Source organism: Johannesbaptistia floridana, from assembly GCF_057440575.1.
The window spans coordinates 1-18,401 of record NZ_JALKVM010000151.1 but is presented as its reverse complement, the minus strand read 5'-3'; the positions used below and the strand labels follow the sequence as shown (position 1 = coordinate 18,401).

General features: G+C 37.5%; 13 protein-coding genes. 11 read left to right on the top strand and 2 right to left on the bottom strand.

Going from position 1 to position 18,401, the window contains the following annotated elements:
* Positions 1-195 precede the first annotated feature (195 nt).
* Positions 196-1,284 (bottom strand): 3-isopropylmalate dehydrogenase, encoded by a 1,089-nt coding sequence (gene leuB, locus MW688_RS10415; RefSeq protein WP_486735910.1) that lies wholly within the window; start codon positions 1,282-1,284, stop codon positions 196-198.
* A 169-nt stretch (positions 1,285-1,453) separates the two neighbouring features.
* Here leuB and MW688_RS10410 point away from each other — a divergent pair, with 169 nt between their 5' ends.
* Positions 1,454-1,828: a DUF2237 family protein gene (locus MW688_RS10410; protein ID WP_486735909.1), complete on the top strand. Its 375-nt coding sequence runs from the start codon at positions 1,454-1,456 to the stop codon at positions 1,826-1,828.
* 105 nt (positions 1,829-1,933) lie between these two features.
* On the opposite strand, the gene MW688_RS10405 is transcribed toward MW688_RS10410, so the two are convergent.
* The gene (locus tag MW688_RS10405; protein WP_486735908.1) at positions 1,934-2,155 is read right to left on the bottom strand and encodes a hypothetical protein; all 222 of its coding nucleotides are present in this window, start codon (positions 2,153-2,155) and stop codon (positions 1,934-1,936) included.
* A gap of 146 nt (positions 2,156-2,301) precedes the next feature.
* Here MW688_RS10405 and MW688_RS10400 point away from each other — a divergent pair, with 146 nt between their 5' ends.
* The 10 genes from MW688_RS10400 to MW688_RS10355 form a co-directional block, all read left to right on the top strand.
* Positions 2,302-2,982: a hypothetical protein gene (locus tag MW688_RS10400; protein WP_486735907.1), complete on the top strand. Its 681-nt coding sequence runs from the start codon at positions 2,302-2,304 to the stop codon at positions 2,980-2,982.
* A gap of 150 nt (positions 2,983-3,132) precedes the next feature.
* Positions 3,133-5,565 carry a tetratricopeptide repeat protein gene (locus MW688_RS10395; RefSeq protein WP_486735906.1) on the top strand — a complete coding sequence of 811 codons (2,433 nt, stop codon included), beginning with the start codon at positions 3,133-3,135 and terminating at the stop codon, positions 5,563-5,565.
* A gap of 121 nt (positions 5,566-5,686) precedes the next feature.
* Positions 5,687-7,132 (top strand): hypothetical protein, encoded by a 1,446-nt coding sequence (locus tag MW688_RS10390; protein ID WP_486735905.1) that lies wholly within the window; start codon positions 5,687-5,689, stop codon positions 7,130-7,132.
* 109 nt (positions 7,133-7,241) lie between these two features.
* On the top strand, positions 7,242-7,934 hold the full coding sequence (locus MW688_RS10385; protein WP_486735904.1) for a YIP1 family protein: 693 nt from the start codon (positions 7,242-7,244) through the stop codon (positions 7,932-7,934).
* A complete protein-coding gene (locus MW688_RS10380; protein WP_486735903.1) occupies positions 7,931-10,768 on the top strand; it encodes a CAAX protease in 2,838 nt (945 codons plus the stop codon). The genes MW688_RS10385 and MW688_RS10380 overlap by 4 nt, the downstream gene beginning before the upstream one ends.
* 165 nt (positions 10,769-10,933) lie before the next feature.
* The gene (locus MW688_RS10375; RefSeq protein ID WP_486735902.1) at positions 10,934-11,425 is read left to right on the top strand and encodes a hypothetical protein; all 492 of its coding nucleotides are present in this window, start codon (positions 10,934-10,936) and stop codon (positions 11,423-11,425) included.
* Positions 11,426-11,444: 19 nt separating this feature from the next.
* Positions 11,445-12,956: a tubulin-like doman-containing protein gene (locus tag MW688_RS10370; RefSeq protein WP_486735901.1), complete on the top strand. Its 1,512-nt coding sequence runs from the start codon at positions 11,445-11,447 to the stop codon at positions 12,954-12,956.
* 36 nt (positions 12,957-12,992) lie between these two features.
* Positions 12,993-16,334 carry a hypothetical protein gene (locus MW688_RS10365; RefSeq protein WP_486735900.1) on the top strand — a complete coding sequence of 1,114 codons (3,342 nt, stop codon included), beginning with the start codon at positions 12,993-12,995 and terminating at the stop codon, positions 16,332-16,334.
* A 311-nt stretch (positions 16,335-16,645) separates the two neighbouring features.
* Positions 16,646-17,578: a hypothetical protein gene (locus MW688_RS10360; protein ID WP_486735899.1), complete on the top strand. Its 933-nt coding sequence runs from the start codon at positions 16,646-16,648 to the stop codon at positions 17,576-17,578.
* A 42-nt stretch (positions 17,579-17,620) separates the two neighbouring features.
* On the top strand, positions 17,621-18,401 hold a 781-nt coding region (locus MW688_RS10355; protein ID WP_486735898.1), incomplete at its 3' end, for a peptidoglycan-binding domain-containing protein.

The following is an 18,401-nucleotide window of genomic DNA, read 5'->3' as shown; positions in this document are numbered from 1 at the left end:
GTCCCAAAAGTCTCAAAAGGTTCGTAGTTGGACTTTAGTCCCAAAAGTATCAAAAGGTTCGTAGTTGGACTTTAGTCCCAAAAGTCTCAAGTTTATCGGGCTAAAGCCCTACTACAAACCTATATAAATGCGATCTCCAAGGAGATCTCCAGAAAGCCAGACTGCGCCTTCAAAGGTGAGAAATAATCATAGAAGTTAATCTGTAGTGAGAACTTTGAGTAACGCTTCTCCCATACCCTTACATCCAACTTGCTGCATTCCTTGAGACATGATATCCCCAGTTCGGATTCCTTGGGCGAGAATTTGAGAAACTGCTTTTTCTATGGTTGTGGCTGCTTCATCTTCATTTAATCCATAGCGTAACATCATAGCAGTACTAAGTACTTGGGCTAGGGGATTAGCTAAATCTTGTCCAGCGATATCTGGCGCAGAACCGTGTACAGGTTCAAAAACACCGGGACCATCAGCGCCTAAACTAGCAGAAGGTAACATACCTATGCTCCCTGTAAGCATGGCAGCTTCATCCGAGAGAATATCCCCAAACAGATTACCTGTAACAATAGTATCAAATTGGCGGGGATTGCGTATTAACTGCATAGCCGCATTATCTACATAGAGATGTGATAACTCTATCTCGGGATAGTCATTTTTAATAGTATTTAGGCGATCGCGCCACAGTTGAGAAACATCTAATACATTTGCTTTGTCTACAGAACACAACTTTTTACTTCTCTTACTAGCAATTTCAAAGGCTACTTTAGCAATGCGATCTATTTCTGACTGATGATAAACCATCGTATTAACTCCTCGCTGCTGCTTGTCTTCGGAGGTGAAAATCCCCTTCGGTTGACCAAAATAGATACCACCAGTTAATTCTCTCACCACCATAATATCAACCCCTTCAATCACTTCAGGTTTAAGGGTAGAAGCATCAATTAACTCGGGAAATATAGTTGCAGGACGTAAATTAGCAAATAAACCTAAACCCTCTCTAAGTCCAAGTAAACCAGTTTCAGGACGTTGCTGGCGCGGCAGATTATCCCATTTGTAACCCCCAATCGCTGCTAAAAGCACAGCATCGCTTTGACGACACATAGTTAAAGTTTCTTCAGGAAGAGGAGAACCTGTAGTGTCAATGGCTACTCCACCAATCGGGGCTTCTTGAAAAGTAAATTCTAAGTTAAATTTTTTGGCCACAACTTTAAGCACTTCTACAGTCACAGCCATAATTTCTGGTCCAATTCCATCTCCAGGGAGTAGTGTAATCAGATATTTTTTGGTCATTTTTTTACTTTTTTGGTTTAAACATAGAAATCATAACTTGTTTAAGCATTCTCAGGAAATTAATATTAACTATACAAAAATGTCTAGTATTTTTGTCGTTTCGCCTCACCAATGGTTAAGATGTTAAAATTTTCTCAAGAACTAGGTAAATTAATAGTAATAGGTAATTATGACAGAAGCTAAAAATGTTTTGGGACAACCCTTAGAAATCTGCTGCACATCTCCTTTAACGGGATTTTATCGCAATGGAAAGTGTGAAACCGGACCTGATGATTTTGGAACACATACAGTATGTGCTCAGGTTACAGAAGAATTCTTAGAATTTACCAAAAACAGAGGCAATGACTTATCTACTCCGATGCCGGGATATAATTTTCCTGGACTTAAACCAGGAGATTGCTGGTGTTTATGCCTTAGTCGTTGGCAAGAAGCCTTAGAAGCTGGAGTAGCGCCACCAATTATGCTTAACGCTACCCACGAATCAGTACTTAAACATATATCTTTAGCACAACTCCAAGAATACGCAGTATCAAAGAAAGTCTAATTAAAATCTGGCTATTGAATAATTAGGTTGTTCATAACCTAATTTGTGCATCATTGCACTATGAGTAGCATAAATTAACTCTAACTGTGTTTTTGGGCAATTGATTTATTCTAGATAAGATGGGGAAGACAGCGATCGCCACTTAATATTAACTTTTTCTCTAGATGGCGGAGTCTCTTGAGTAACAATCTCCCACTTTTTTATGTGAGCTTCAGGATAATCACCAATATTATATACTGATGATACTAGTTTCCTTAAGCGTTTAGAAATCAGTAGTTGTATGCGAGAATTTCCTGAACGAGGATAAGATGCTAAATAAACAATCATTTTTTGAATGATTAAATCAGGGCGATCGCTATTTTAAACGAAAAACTGTTATCTTGAAATGTTTACAATTATTGTCAAAAATTGTAATTTAAAACGCTATACTAAAAAATAGCTAATTGCTTACATATATTCCCTATTCCAGTACTATGAATAAAATAGATAAGCTTTTAGAACAACTAGCCCTAGCTGTTCCACCACCTCTATCAAAGGATGATCTAACTGTTGAAACCTTTACTAGGCAAAGAAACCGCCGCGTAGCTTTACAGCAACTGATTCAAGTTATTCAGCAATCTAATAAACTATTTTTGGCTGATAGGTATAATTTTCCACCTTATGTTTATCAAGAATCATTACAAGAAACTTATATATATATATGTAGAAATATACATAATTATGATCCCCAAAAAGGAAAAGTAATTACATTAATTAACTTTGTTTTAGATAAAAAATTTAAAGAGGCAAAAGCTAAATATCTTCAACAACAACAAACTATTTCTCTAGATACACCAATTAACAGTGGTAATGATGAACATCAAGATAAGACTACTCTCCTAGATACAATACCTTCATCGACAATGGATCATGAATCTGAATATACACAACTGAGACAATTTTTAGAAGAAGATAAACAGGGGATATTTCAAAAGGCCCATATTAGAAATAAACCTCAAGCAAATTTTAGGGCAATCGCCTTGAAGCGTCTAGATAGAGAATCTTGGCAAGATATATCTCAAGAATGGGATACTCCTCTACAAACTCTAGCTCGATTCTACCAACGATGTTTAACTAAATTTAGCTCACAACTCAAGGAATGTTTAGAAAATTAGCCTAAATTTCTTCGTAAATTTTGTATGACAATGGCATAATTCTCCGTAAAATCGGGGATAAAGTTATATATATAGCAATTCTTATACTGGTGAGGTACAGAGGTGATCACTTTGAGGCTCCGAGGCAGAGGCAGGTGTTTTATGTACCTCATGAGTCCTTTGAAAGGCTATAAATCAAAAATATCAGTTGGTATACAAACAATTAAATATACTTTATTTGTACAAAAAAACTACAATACTTTTAGTAAAATGAGAAAAAATCAATTGATTAAACTCAGTATAATAGTGCCTCTAGTTTCTTTATCTCTTGTGGCCTGTTATAAACCTAATCCAGATCCACCAACTCCACCAGATCAAGTTAACCATGATCTCAATCCTCCAGATACAGAAAGTAATGATGTTCCAAAACAGAGAACCATAGTAGATGAAGTAAATGATGTGGCAGATAGAGTCACGGTGAAAATCAATGCCATAGATGGTAGTCACGGATCTGGGGTAGTTATTGCTAAAAATCAAAACACTTACTATGTTTTAACCGCAGGTCACGTAGTTGAAACAAACGATGGGAAACTTCTGCTCAAATCAATCATCCTCAACAATGTGGATGAATATGATGATGTAGAGTTAGAAAAGTCTTTCTATGCTTTTGATAGTATCGATTTAGCAATAGTTAAATTTAATAGCAGCAAAGCTTATCCCATAGCTTCATTAGCTGACTATAAAATAGGTATCGAAGATATTCTCCTACTCTTTGTCTCCGGTTATCCAGTTAGCAAAAATCCAGAATTAGAGAGAGTATTAACTATAGGTTTCTCTACTAACAAAGAAGTGGGAACTATTGGTCTAGCTAAAAATGCCAGTTCTTTTTCTCTAGGAAATGAACTAATTTATACTAATGAATCAAAACCAGGTATGAGTGGTGGTCCGATTTTTGATAAAAGCGGTAGGGTAATTGGTATTAATACTGGTGCTGAATCAGATTATGCTGAAAATAGACAGGGAGAATACGAGGAAATTTATATCGGCTTAAGTTTGGGGATTCCTGTTAGTACATTTGTACGCTTGATTGGACAAACAGAAATTGAATATGACTGGTTAAGAATGGAAACTTCTACTCCCTCTCCCCTGACTCCCATAGAAACGGATTCTTTAATAGAAGCAACTACTAATTTAGAAGAACCATCAAAATATGCTAGTGATACAGAATGGTTAAATTACGGGAATCAACTTTGGCGAGTTTTTAAAAATAAAGAAGCATTAGAAGCTTTTGACCAAGCCATTGAACGTAATGGTAATCTTTATCAAGCTTACTATGCTAAGGGATTAGCGATCATGAATTCAGCGGAGAGTTTAGAAGATTATGAGGCGGCTTTGATAGCTTTTGAGAAAGCCTTAGAGATTGAAAATAATTTTCCCGCAGCCTGGCGTAAGCAAGCAGAGATATATCAAACCCTGGGAAAGTATGAAGAAGCCTTAAACTCAATTAACCAAGCTATTGACTATGATTTTGATGGTCAGGATTTTGCCTTATACGTTTTAAAAGGAACAATTCTCTCAGATATGCAACGTTTTTCTGAAGCCGAAGCTACTTTGACTCAGGCGATTAGAATTAAGCCTAATTTTTTGACTTATTCTTGGAGAGGGTTTACGCGTGGGCGTTTAGGAGATATTAGAGGATCTAAGTCGGATTTTACTAAAGCTATTCAGTTAAATCCTGATAATTATTTTGCCTATTGGGGAAGGGGCACAGTTTTATTAATAGAAGGAGACTATGATTTAGCTTTAGGCAACTTTAATCAGGCTATCGATATTAAAGATGATTTTGCCTTAGCCTATTTGGGTAGAGGACAAATTATGCTTCAAGTTTACGAGAATAGCAATGAAGCCGTAAAAGATTTTAATCGCGTCATTGAGTATGCCCCTAATAATGCTGATGGTTATGTTTATAGAGGTATAGTTAGTTTAGGTCAAGAACAATATCAAGGGGCAATTGCTGATTTTAATAAGGGGATACAAATAGCCGAAAATTCTCCTTCAGCTTTTTTAGCGGAAGATATACATCCTTCCTATCTCTATGCTTTTCGGGGAATTGTACAGACTTATTTAGATTATCGCGATCGCGGCGTCGCTGACTGTAATCAAGCTATCAATCTCAATGACCAAATCGCTGAAGGTTACTTTTGTTTAGGTTTTGCTAATCATAGACAAAAAAAATACAATGAAGCCATCGCCGCCTATAATAGCTTTCTCGCCAAAGAAGAAAAATTGATTCCAGAATTTGACGGTTTGGCGATCTCCCAAATTGGTCTAATTGAATACGAACAAGGTGCCGAAAGTAGCGCTTTACGAAAATTTGAAGAAGCCTTAACAATTGTTCCAGACTTACCAGAAGCTGAATTAGCTATTGCGGTTATTCTCTTTAAACGAGGAAATGACCCACAGGCAGTAAATAGGGCGAGACAATTGATTGAAAATAATGAAAGTTTAGGGGATTTAACCTTTTTAGAAAATGAGAGTTTGTGGGGAGAACGCCTCCTCGCAGATACCCAACAATTATTCAATTATCTAGATAACAATAATTAATTTACTTATCACCCAAAGGAGTATCTTTATGTTAAATTTTTGCCAATCAAAACTAACCAAGGGGTTATTATCAATCTTATTTTTGATGATAGTATCTACTGCTTGTAGTAATAAAAGACCGATGGAAACAGTATCCTGCAATTTACCCAAACTAGGTAATATAGAGAATAGTCAATCAGAATCCCCTCAAATTTCCATCAACGTTGACGGTAGTGGCTCTATGATTGGTTATGTGGAAGTTCCTAATAGTAATTATATTCAAACTATTCAAGCTATTGCTAACGTCTTATTGAGAGAAGGTTCTACAGAGTATCAACGTATAGGAGATAGTCAAACCCTTACACGGGATGATTTTCGCCGAGATGCTATTTCTGTAGGCTTCTATGATGGCAGTGATCCTGATTATTCTCGGGTATCTAGTCCTATTCAAGAAGCTATTCAACCACCAGCAGAAACAGAACCTCAACTAACAATTATTATTACTGATTTAGAAGGTGATGATGGAGCTTTAATCTCAGAAAGATTAAGACAATACTATTTTACTCCAGAAAATCGTAACCAAGGTTATACAGTGGGAGTGTGGGCAGTAAAAAGCCAATTTGATGGTAATGTTTATGATCCTAATACAGGACAATCTAAATTTTACTATAATACTAAAGACAAAAGCTCTCAAGATTATCGTCCCTTTTATGTGTTATTTATTGGTAAGTATGAGCATATTCAACAGGCTTTTGATGATTTGAGGGATAATAATTCCAACTTAGAAAACAATAGTAAAATGGTTATTTTTCCTACTAATAATATTTTACTGAGTGCGGTTCATTTGGGAACATTAGAAGAGAGAGAAAGTAAGACTAAACTGCCGGATAATAATCAAATTGAACGATTTTATGTTTTAGATGATGATAATGTTGTCGTCGAAAGAGAAAATAACGAATATCCCTACGAATTCTTGGGAATTCTTCATCAAGAAGACAACCCAATCACAATTTCTTATCAACTTCCCTTTCCCCTATCAGTTGGAGAAGAATCTACAGACAACTATTCTTTGATACAAGATAATCAAGATTTACAGTTGATCACAAAAACTAGGGTGTTTACTTTCGGAGAAAAAACGGTAACTTCAACATCCCCAGCATCTCCAGCTCAAGCAGAAGGTGAAGTATCAGAAGAGGAAGGTAATACTATAGAGCCAGAAATAGAAACCGTCTTTGTAGAAAGTTCTAATCTCAATCTCCAAAATGGACTAACTGTAGATAGAAACAGTTTAAAGATAACTGGGGATAAAAATCGAGATTTGAACTTCGATACAGTAATTGATTTAAATAGTTTGTCTAACTCACAAGTTTATCTGTTTGAGGTTGATTTGATTGTAGATGATATCAAGAGTCCTGATTGGTGGCAAGATTGGGATTCTCAAAACGCTTTCGATACAGAAGATGGGTCGAAAACTCAAAATATTTTCTTGTTTATGAATAAACTAAAACAACTAAGCTTGGATTCACTGGGAGAAGAAAATAACCCCGGGGTAATTGGAAGATTCTGTTTTGGTGTTGATAAAGATTAGTAAGCTGTATCTAAAGTTAAAAAATTAGATGCTTTGAGCTAAGTATAACCAATAAGTTATACAGAGCACCATAAGTAGGGAAAAGCCTAATGAAAAGACAAACAATGTTATGACAACGGATATAGAGCGATTTTGGAAATTAGTACAGGGAGCAATGACGCTCAATTCACAAGCCTTTGAGCAAATAGAGAAATTACCTAATGGGACAGAGATAGCGGTTTATGTATTGCTACTAGCAGGGTTATCTCAGGCGATCGCCCAAGCCTTGGTGCTATTTGTTAATCAGGTTTCGCAGATTCGGTTTCTCCTGAGTTTGGGATTGGCTGCTATCTTATTCGTGATTAGTACAGCCTTTTGGGTTTGGAGTGTTTGGCTCGTCAGCCATGTACTGTACGGTACAAATACTGCTTTTGTGACTGTTTTTCGAGTGTTAGGATTAGCCTATGCTCCCTTCTTGTGGAGCTTTTTAATGGCAATGCCCTATCTAGGGGTTTTAGTGGGCATAGTGTTATCAATCTGGAGTTTGCTTTCTTTTGTCTGCGGTTTTGATTTGGTCACAGGATTAGGGCGATGGCAAGCCTTGTGGTGTGGCCTCTTGGGTTGGGTTATCTTTCAAATTATGCAAAGAACCATTGGTCGTCCCGCCACAGCCTTGAGCAGATGGTTGTCTAACTCCGTAGCAGGCAAACCACTGGTAGCCAATATTCAAGGCTTAGAACAAGCGATTAAATCAGAATTAGACCTTGAAATAACAACTCAAGCAGAGGATGATAGTAATGATGATAGAGGGACTTCTGGATGAATCAACGGGCTCGTTACCAACAGCTGATTAAATGGGCTTTATTCGGTCTTTTGTTAATACTGCTTTTATCTTACTTACCTTTCTTGAGAAACTATTTGATAGCAACCTTGAGTAAAACCACAAGAGTGATTGTTGATTTACTCACTATTGGCTTGATTGCCTTGGTGATTGCCGCTCTTTTGAGTCCCCTAGAAGCCCTAGGCTGGTGGGCAGGTTGGTATGGGGACCCAGTTAAAATCCGCGATGTCCCCAAAACTCCTGAGGGTGAGATTAGAGATGCTGGAAAAGTCAGTCGCTACATCGTCTATCTAGATGGCATTGGGCAATCTGAATACACCTATTCCCCAGAAGCAGAAGAGTTTTTGAGAAAATTAACGGCATCCCTGCCTGATATGGTAATAATTCAGGGAATCATGCCCTACTCAGTGTTAAATCGTTCCCTCACCTCACGCGATCGCCGTTTATCTTGGTTCTGGAGATTAGTCAACTGGTTGCGTATTAATCGTTCCATAGGGATTTTAGGCATATTAATCAATCTGCGTAATGTGTTAATTGTTGCTGTCTCTGCCGATAGACGATATGGCCCAATTTATAACCAAGGGATGGCACAACTAATTTATGATAGTTTGCTCGCCTATGGCTACCAACCGGGAAGTGGAATTCCCATTACCTTGTTAGGCTTTAGTGGGGGAGGCCAAATCTCCATGGCCTCTGCACCCCTGTTAAAGCAGGTTTTAGATGCACCAATCGAGATTATCTCCATGGCTGGTGTTTTTTGTGGTCAAAACAATATCTTACGTCTAGAACATATTTATCATTTAGTCGGAGATAAAGATCCCGTGGAACGATTCGGGCCGATTCTGTTTCCTAAACGCTGGAAGTTGATGTTTTTATCTTATTGGAATCGCGCCAAACAAAGGGGCGCAGTTACCTTGATTTCCTTGGGGCCCGTGGGACATCAAACCCCAGGTGGTGTCTTCGATCCACGTCAAACCCTCCCTGACGGTCGTACTCACTTACAGCAAACCCTCGATTGGGTAGTTGGCATTTTGCGAGGAACATTACCCGTTGAACGTCCTATTAGACAGATTAAACCCAGCAGTTATTCCCTTTTTCAACAGGGAGCTTTTAATCAGCCCCAAGATTATCCCATACATCAGTCTCTTGATTTAGAGCTTTATCGCCCCATCGCGCCTTGGATGGGACGGTTAATTTTGCCTACTCCCGCCCAACGTCAAAGCATAAATGGGGTCTTGTTTGAAGTTTATCATGCAGCCGATGATTATGGTTTTCTGGTGGGACAGGTAGTGGAATTAGCCTGGAAGAATGACCCGAAAGTGGCAGAATATGTGCAAACTGTAACTCGTGATGTTCATTTTAGTGTCGAGGCAGAATACAGTGTGCGACAGGGAAAAATTATGCCAGAACGCTTAAATAAATGGCGTTTAGTGGATCCACTAGAATCTTTGGCCGGGGCGAGACCAACTGATGATATGGTTGTGATGCTCAATGGCTCAGTTGTTGTTCAAGCTTCTCCCTCAGTAAAGAGTGAAAATAGTTATCGGTTACTAATTGGTGAAGATCCTGCTCAAATTACAGGTCGCTTTTATGCGGCAGTTCAGTTCGTTGCACCTGTTAATCAAACTGCCGAGGGAATTCTCTATGGAGTGCGACATTTTAATCGGGCTACCCGTCAATTTGATGGTCAAGAAGATCAGGTGTGGCTACCCCAAGTGCTTCCTAATAAAAACGGCTTACCTCCTTCTAGTTGTCAAGATTTGGAAAAATCTCCCTGTAATGTTGATGGTTGGTATATCTATGGGGCAAAAAATCATACAGGTCAATTTGTGGTTCGGGCGATCGCCCCTCGTTCTTTGTTAAGCTTGGAACCAGATCGCCGCATTGTGGGCAGCAAACCCGCGATTAACTATCTTAAAAAAGAATCATGGCTCGTAGAAGGGGTAAAAGGCAGAATTAGTTCTGTGATGGTGCAAAAAAAAGCAACCAATGGGAAAGAGTTTCAACAAGGTGATTACTTACTCCTTAATCATGTTTATGGGGGAGTTGGTGGCAAAATGCGAGAACCCGCAGCTCAAGGACCCGTTTACTTTGGACATTTTGCCTATGGTTTGGCTGAGGTGGTACATGAACCCTTAACTGATGAATTGCGCTTAGAAATTCAATATTTTCAAGTTTATACCCACAACGGCGATGGCTTAATTTCCTGTCGTCATCACTGGTCTCATTACATGGGAGATCGCCAGTATGGTTGGCTCAATCTCCGTCCTGTGCGTGATCTTGCCATCAAGTTAAATGCCTTAACCAATGATTATGAAATTGATGGCATCAAACAATCTTTCTTAGATGAGTTAATTCACCAACTGCAAATTATGATGGCACGCTATAGAATTGGTGATGGCACTGGTACTACCTACGTTGGTCCCGCCAATAACTGCGCTCAAGATTCTAATCAAGCATTATACGCCGCCCTGCAAAAATTGGCCGATGTGAAACAGAAACAGTCCCAGATACCAACCGAGCTAATTTCCCTAAATCAGTTGAAACGAGCGCTAAAACGAGATTTATTACCCTTCGGCACTGCACGAGCCGATTGGAAAGAACATCAAGGGATTTTGGGTAGTAGTCTCGAAGATGATCCCCTAAAACAATTATTGATGGGATTGGCAAGCTGGCGAACTATGTTACCTCGTGTGGCCAGCGATTGTTTGATGCAATCTTTAATTCGCCAAGGTGCTACATTACTTATTTTGCGTACCAGTCAAGTAGGGGGAACAAATCCCGACATTGAACCTATAGCGCCTTTGTCCCTATAAATTATTAATCTGTGGACTAATTCTCAAAATTTGCATAATTCTCCGTCAAACTACCGATAAGAAATTTAAAGCTTCTCTTCTGCTGAATCTTAAATATGTTTTAAGTATTTGTTTCAGCTACTAACAGTTAAAATTTTTACATACGGAGGTATACAGATAGGTAACATGAAAATTGGAGAATTAATCAGAATTATTGTTTTCGGTATCATTGGTTATCTAGTCATGATGTTATTGCAACCTTGGTTATACGATAGCCAAGTGTTTGGCGTTATCAAAAGTATCCCCTTCACTGACTGGTTAGTTAAATATAATCGAGCTGCTTTTATTGTTTTTGCTGTTTCTCTTGGCTGCACCGTATTATGGTACATAATAACACTTGTCAATCAAAACGACAATCGTCGCGGACCCTGGCGATTATTATGGTACATACTTTTAGGACTATTAGTAGTAGCAGTTAGTTTAAGTGTATATTTTAATAATCAGAATGAAGATGGTGAACTAATTAATGAAACTTTATTTTCTATGATGGGGTTATTTTTAGTTAATTCATTGATTTTATTGTACTGGTTGCCTACAGTGACAAGTACCCCAGGACTTCTTAAAAAAGGTGTGGTCCCAGGTTCAAGCATGATTAACGGTATTCTAGGTAGAAGATAATTTAAGTAGAGAGGAAACCATGAGTTTTTATGTAGTTAGTATTGGTGGGACGGGAGCTAAGTGTGTAGAAGCTATACTGCAAGTAGCGGCAATCGGATTATTACCCACTAATCAACTGAAGATTTTATTTGTAGATGCTGATGAAACTAACGGTAATTTACAACAAACACAGGCAAGTCTCAGTTATTACCAACAATGTTATCAATTGTTAAGAAGACAGGATCAAGAATGTAAATGGATGACAACTAAGATAGAGGCATACCCGGTTTGGTCTCCCTTTGCTAAAGCGGATCAAGATAAAAATCTCGGAAAGTTCTTCAACTATTCAACTATTGAACAAAATGATCCTGTATTAGCGGGTTTGTTTGATGTACTCTATACTAAGGATGAGCAGGCGGTATCCCTGGAAGTTGGCTTTAGAGGTAGACCAGCTATAGGCTCGGGAATTATGACACGCATTGACTTAGATAGTATGGAAGAAGAGCCCTGGAGTTCTTTTATTAACGAAATAGAATCTGATGCTGGTCAAGGAGATGGTGCTAGAGTACTCTTGTGTGGCTCAATTTTTGGGGGAACTGGTGCTTCTGGGTTACCAAATATCGCTCGTTTGATTTCTAATAAGTTAATCAAAGATGGTGTCAGAGATAGTGTCAAGATTGGGGCTGTTTTTGCACTGCCTTATTTTAGTTTTCCTAAAACAGCTACTAAAGAAAAAGTTTATGCCACATCAGACCTGTTTCTACTCAATACTGAAGCAGCTTTACGCTATTATCAAACTCAAAATAAACAATTTGATGTAAATTATTTGATTGGTAATCAACAATTTGAACAATTGGGTGAATTTAGCGTCGGGAAAGATAGTCAAAAAAATCGCCCTCACTTTATTGAGTTTTATGCAGCTTTGGCAGCACGTCATTTCTTCTGCGATATGCCAGACCAAGGGATAAAAGCAACTAGTCGTGACCAAAGAGGAGTTCTACATTGGAAAGACCTTCCTGATAGTGCTGAAGTAAAGGCAGAATTAGTTAATGCTACCCGTTTTGCTTTTATTTGGTTGGCTGATTTCCAAGGTAAATTAGCAGTGGCTAAAACTGAGGGGATAGGAAATTTAGAGGGTTATGGCTGGTTTGACCACTTCTTCCAAGGGCGAGGTATTCTGGGACGTGTTAAGAGACCAGAGTTACCTGATTTGAGTAGCGAAACAGAACAAAATGCCATCAAAATTGTTAATAATTGGTGTCGAGATTTTCTACGGTGGTTATCAGCAATTCACGAATGCGATCGCGAAAATATAGAATTACTCAAAGCTAGAGAACATATCTTAGATATTGATAACCTCAAAGCAGAAAAATTAGCTAACTTGTGTTTTGATGATCCTCGGGCTAAAGATGTTGTCAATAAAGATACTGTGGTTAATTTGAAGAATAATTTGGGAGATATGGATATTAGTCGCTTGAGTGAACCTAATCAAGGTGTAGCAGGTTTAGTGAAAGCTTTGTATGTGTGTTGTAGAGTACCTGAATTAAATTAAGTTTAAGAATCAAGTTTATAAGGAGTTAAAGAAAAAATGTCAGATTTAGTCTTATCTAGATTAAAAGAGGATAGTAACATAAACAAAGGACAAGTAGCAGTATGGGAAGACAAGGGGAAAAAAGCGTTTTTAGATGTAGCCGATAGTTTAGACTATCAAGCACCAGGACAGCTCAAAAATGTGAGTTCAGTGCCAACTATGTGGGCACGCCCTCTGGTTATGGAAATGGCTCTATATGACTCTAAACACCCAATTCATAAGCAAATGGTGAATCAGTGGCGAGGGATGTTAGCGGCGATCGCCCTAGCGGAAGTGGAAGGCTTTGATGATCTCAAAGTAGAAGTCATAGACCTAGTCAGAAAGAGCGATCCCTTCGCAAGAGCCCTCTATCAACTCATGCCAGACCCCGTTAACATTCTCTACACCAGAGACGATAAAGACTCTCCCACCCATAATCCCTGGGAAGATATTTATGTTTTCCGTTGGAATGGTAAACCCGTAGGGATGACTAGTCCGAGTACTTTAGTATGTCCTTCGGAAGAGGGAAAATGGCATGGCTTACGTTGGTGGAATGAACAAGATAACATGCTTCTAAGTCCAGAACAACATATTAACTATGAATCTAAGCAACTACTCTGGCGATGGTTAGAAAATATTCAACAAAGATTAAGCCAATATAGTGGCACAGGAAAAGCAGTAAACACCATTATCGGATTAATTAATGAGTTTCGCGCTGCTTTAGGAGTTGGCGGTAGTAATGTTTTGCCTCTCAGCCTCAGTCAAAACCCCGCATTCTTCGGCAATCAAATTAATATTGGGGCCTTAGAATTACTCAACTTCCCCATACAACAACCTCCTAAATCCTCTAATGTTAAAGTCATTAAAAGTCTAGAAAAAACCAATGTCAAACCCCTATTTATCGTTGATGAACATATAGCCGACCAATGGGGTAAACGTAAACAGGATATTTGGGTATACAAAGATCGCACCCTGGCATCAATTTCAATTAAGTGGGAAGAATTAGAAAACAAAAACAAAAACGACAACGGGGTAGTTGTTTGGGATGATGTTAATTTTATAACTACAGAAAATTTATTCTTACCCAACCTAAAATTTCTGGATTTAGAAGATGCCCTTCCTGGTGCTTTATTACCACAAATTAAAGAAAATCTGGTTTTCAATGGGGAAAAAATTACTCCTCTTCTTCCTCTTAATCCAATTTTCCTAGACTACTTCACCCCAGAAGATTTAGTCAGCAAAATTGAACTAGAACCCTTTAATAATGTTAACGGTCAAGGAGTCCGCATTATTCTCAACTTGCCTCTTTCAGGCATGGATGAAAAGAAACCCTTCCAAATCTATCGAGTGCAAAAAGAATATTTCCTCGAAGAAGAAAATTGTATTCAATATTTACCAGTTCTCACAGTTTGGCCTAACTTCCGAGCTCAAGGTTGGCAAGAATATTATACATTCTACTATGATGGTGACTACGGGGACAAAACCTTTAGCGTTCATTTTCCCAGAGAAAGAGCTAAAACCTTTCAATCACCCGACGGAACAGGTAACTATCAAATCTCTAGTTTAGATGCCATGCCCTCCGGTGTTATCTGTCAAGATAACTATCGTCAACCAATTGGTCTAATTCTTCTAGCAACTCCAGCACAAATTCAACCCAAGGGAACTTGGCGAGTGGGAGTAGATTTTGGTACATCCTTTAGCAATATTTATATCAAAAGCGAAAATTCTGATGAAATTCCTCTAGATATAAGTCAACAATTACAACTAAATATTACAGAAAGCCCCATTGCTACAAGATATCCCGCCTTACTAGAAAGCTTTATTCCCGCACAGTTTCTCCCCACAGGAGAACCATTACCCTTGTCCAGTGTATTAACAGTTAAGAATGGGGAAACAGATGGACATGAACTGTTACCAATTTTGGATGGTCGTGTTTATGTTCCTGACCCTAGCGACTTTAATCCCAGTAAAGAATGGATTAAACCAGATTTAAAATGGTCTAATATCAAATTCTCTAAAGTTTTTCTGCGCAATTTGGCTCTACTTGTTTCCGCCGCTGCTGTCAAAGCAGGTATGAATCGTATTGAATGGTGTATTTCTTATCCCACAGCCTTTTCTTATACTCAAGAACACACTTTTCATCGTAACTGGGAAGAAATAGCTGAAGAGTTAAACCCGAAAACAGGAATTAATTATGTAGCGCCTAAACTCGATGATAAACAGCGCTTTTGTACCGAGAGTGTTGCCCTAGCTCAATATTTCAACGACAAAGAAAAGTATCCACTCCTAAAAACTACTTGTATCGATATGGGAGGAGGAACTTCTGATATCTCCATTTGGGAAAAAAGAAAAATTGTTTATCAATGTTCCGTTTTATTTGCAGGTCGCAATATCTTCTCTCAATTTTTAGCCATGAATCCTGAATTTACCACAAAGTTGATTGGTAAAAACTGGAGCAGCATGAGCGAAACATCTCTAATGACAAACATCGATGTTTGGTTACGTCATTTTGCTCAAGATTGGTTGAAAACTCAACGTATTTACAAAAATGATGATGACTACTTCCAGCGCCTAATCACTTTAACCGCCATCGGAACCGCCGGACTATACTACTATGTGGGTTTAATCTTAAAAGTTCTTCACCAAGAAGGCAAGTATAGTCAATCTAAGATTACTCCAGTTTATATCGGTGGTAACGGTTCCCGCTTCCTTCATTGGCTCTCCCCCACTGGTACTTATAACGGTAATACAGACTTTAACAAGTTACTGAGTCTGATGCTTAGTAAAGCTTCTGGATTTACCAAAGATTCCGATAAGCCAGATACCACAGCCAAGACTCAATTAAGCACCAGACCAAAACATGAAGTAGCTTGTGGTTTAGTACTCAGTAAAACTGAACTTACTGGTATCACAGAAAACACAGAACGTTCTCCCATTGCAGGAGAAAGTTACTCCGTCGATTATAGTGACGAAGATGAAGAAGAATATCAAGAAAACTATGGGTGGGCTTCTAGAATTCAACTAACAGGAACTATCAATAGTTTTGAAATGAGTGAATTAAATAATCTCAAACAGTTTCTCTACGAATTCCATGCAGGCATCAATTCACTCAATATCCAAAGTGTTAAACCTCTGTCTAAATCAGACTATAAATTGCAAAAACCTAAAAATGACGATGGAGAAGCTACAGAAGATAAAAATAGTGATTTATGGGAGGAGGTTAAAGACCATTTAGATAATGAATTAATGGATATCAAAGGTGATGCCCGTGAGATTCGTTCAAAAACTCCTTTTATACTGGGATTGAATTCACTTCTATTTGTTTTAGGCAGAAGATGGTCTGAATCTAACCCCGATTAAGCTATATAGCCTTTTTAAGGCTGGTGAGGTACAAAGGTTATCCTTTTGAGGCAAGAGAGGCAAGAGAGTTAGGTACAACCTCATGAGTCCTTTGAAATGATATATCTAATTATTCCCCCTAATAATTATGGGGGAAATAAGCTAAGAAGCATTAAAACTGAATATTATCAAATTAACTGAAAAACCTGATAGTTCTCACTGTCCTAGTTCAATTTAGATACAAAAATAGCTTACCTATTATCAAAAATTGTAGGTTTCAGATTATACTAAAGATATCAAAATGAAAACTTTCATATTGCCAGTTTATACCCATGAGTAATCAATGTCCTGTTTGTGATACTCCTTATCAACTAGAAACACAAAAATGTCCAACCTGCGGTTGGGATTTGAGTATATATTCTCAATCTTCCTCCCAAAATTTAATCAACAAAGTTAGTTCAGTTCTTAATGATAAGGTTCCCAGAAGTGTAGAAGTTTGGGCTAAAAATAAGTGGAGAGAATTAAAACACTATGAAGTTGAACTGGATAAAAAAGAACAAGAAGCAAAGCTATGGAGAGCAGATATAGTCAATGAACTGAATATAAAAGTTAAGTTTTTAGAGCAAAAATTAGAGCATTTAGAAACAGCAGACAATCTAAAAGGTGAATTCTCTAAGTTAAGAAATGACATTTTTAATGATTTAGACCAAAGAATTCATCAGATAGTGAAACAATCCTTTGATGAGCTTAATTTTGACGAAAAATTCTGGGAAGTAAAACAATCCCTGATAAGTAAATTTTCCTCAACCCATTATACCTCAGTTTCTAATACATCACCATCAACTTCAGATGCTATAAGTTCCGAAAAACAGCCAGATTTAATTAGTGGGATTACCCCTGAAGCTCAATCTGTAATAGAAACATACTATGAAAACCCCGATTATTTAACTAAATACATATCAAAAGTTTCCCCAACCAAAGAAACCCTAGAAGATATTTATTTAAATAAAGCTGTTAATATTGTTTTTAAAAAATCTAATCAAAGCGATTTTTGGATTGTTACAATGTCTTCAGGAAATTATTACTTAGTTCCCGATATGAACTTAAAGATTAATACTAATATCAAAACTATTAGGATGATTTTTGAACTGCAAAATTATCGCGATGACCAACCTAAAGAATTCAAGTTGATTAAACCCGCTAAAGTATCATCCCATAATGATGAACAATGGCAACTTTTAGAACAAGGCTGTTTACAATTTTAATCTAACTTAATTAATTCTATAAATAATTATTTAGAGGTTTTTATGTTTAAAACAAAAGCAATAAAGTTATTAGTCCTAGCTGTATTGTTAGGTACTTTATTAACAGGGTGTAGATACAATCAAAAAAGTGATCCTCCTGTAATTCCGCCAGAACCTATCATTGATAAACCTGAACCTACAGGAAGTAGCTTAACAGAAGAACAGAAGAAGAATATCAAAGAAAGTTATCTAAACTTAGAAACAAAATATCGAGAATTTGCTGGAGATATTCCTGAAATAAAAAATGATGGTTCTTGTAGCCTAGAAAAAAACTACTGTAGTTTGAGTCAACTACTTAATAATCTTGCAACAGAATCCTCCAAACCGAATAAAAGACCTGAAGATATTGCCAGAGGATATTTAGGACAATCATACCAAAGTTTTAAAACTCTTGAGCAAGCAATTAGAGACTATAGTTCTAGTGTTGAGGGTTTAATATCTTCTCCAGATTTAACAATAAGTGAAGAACTTACTACCATAATAAATTATTTTGACACCAATATATTGTCTATAATTAATATTACAGAATTTCAAAATAAAAATGGTATGAAAGGAGATGGAATTTTAGGACAGCAGACTTATGAGAAATTAAAAACAACATTAGTAAATGAAACTCAGAATTTAGGAAATCAATTACAAGCAGTAAAAGCTAATTTAGAGAATCAAGGTATCAACTTTGACCCAACACCAAACCCAACACCAACACCAACACCAAACCCAACACCAACACCAACACCAACACCAACACCAAACCCAACACCAACACCAACACCAACACCAACAC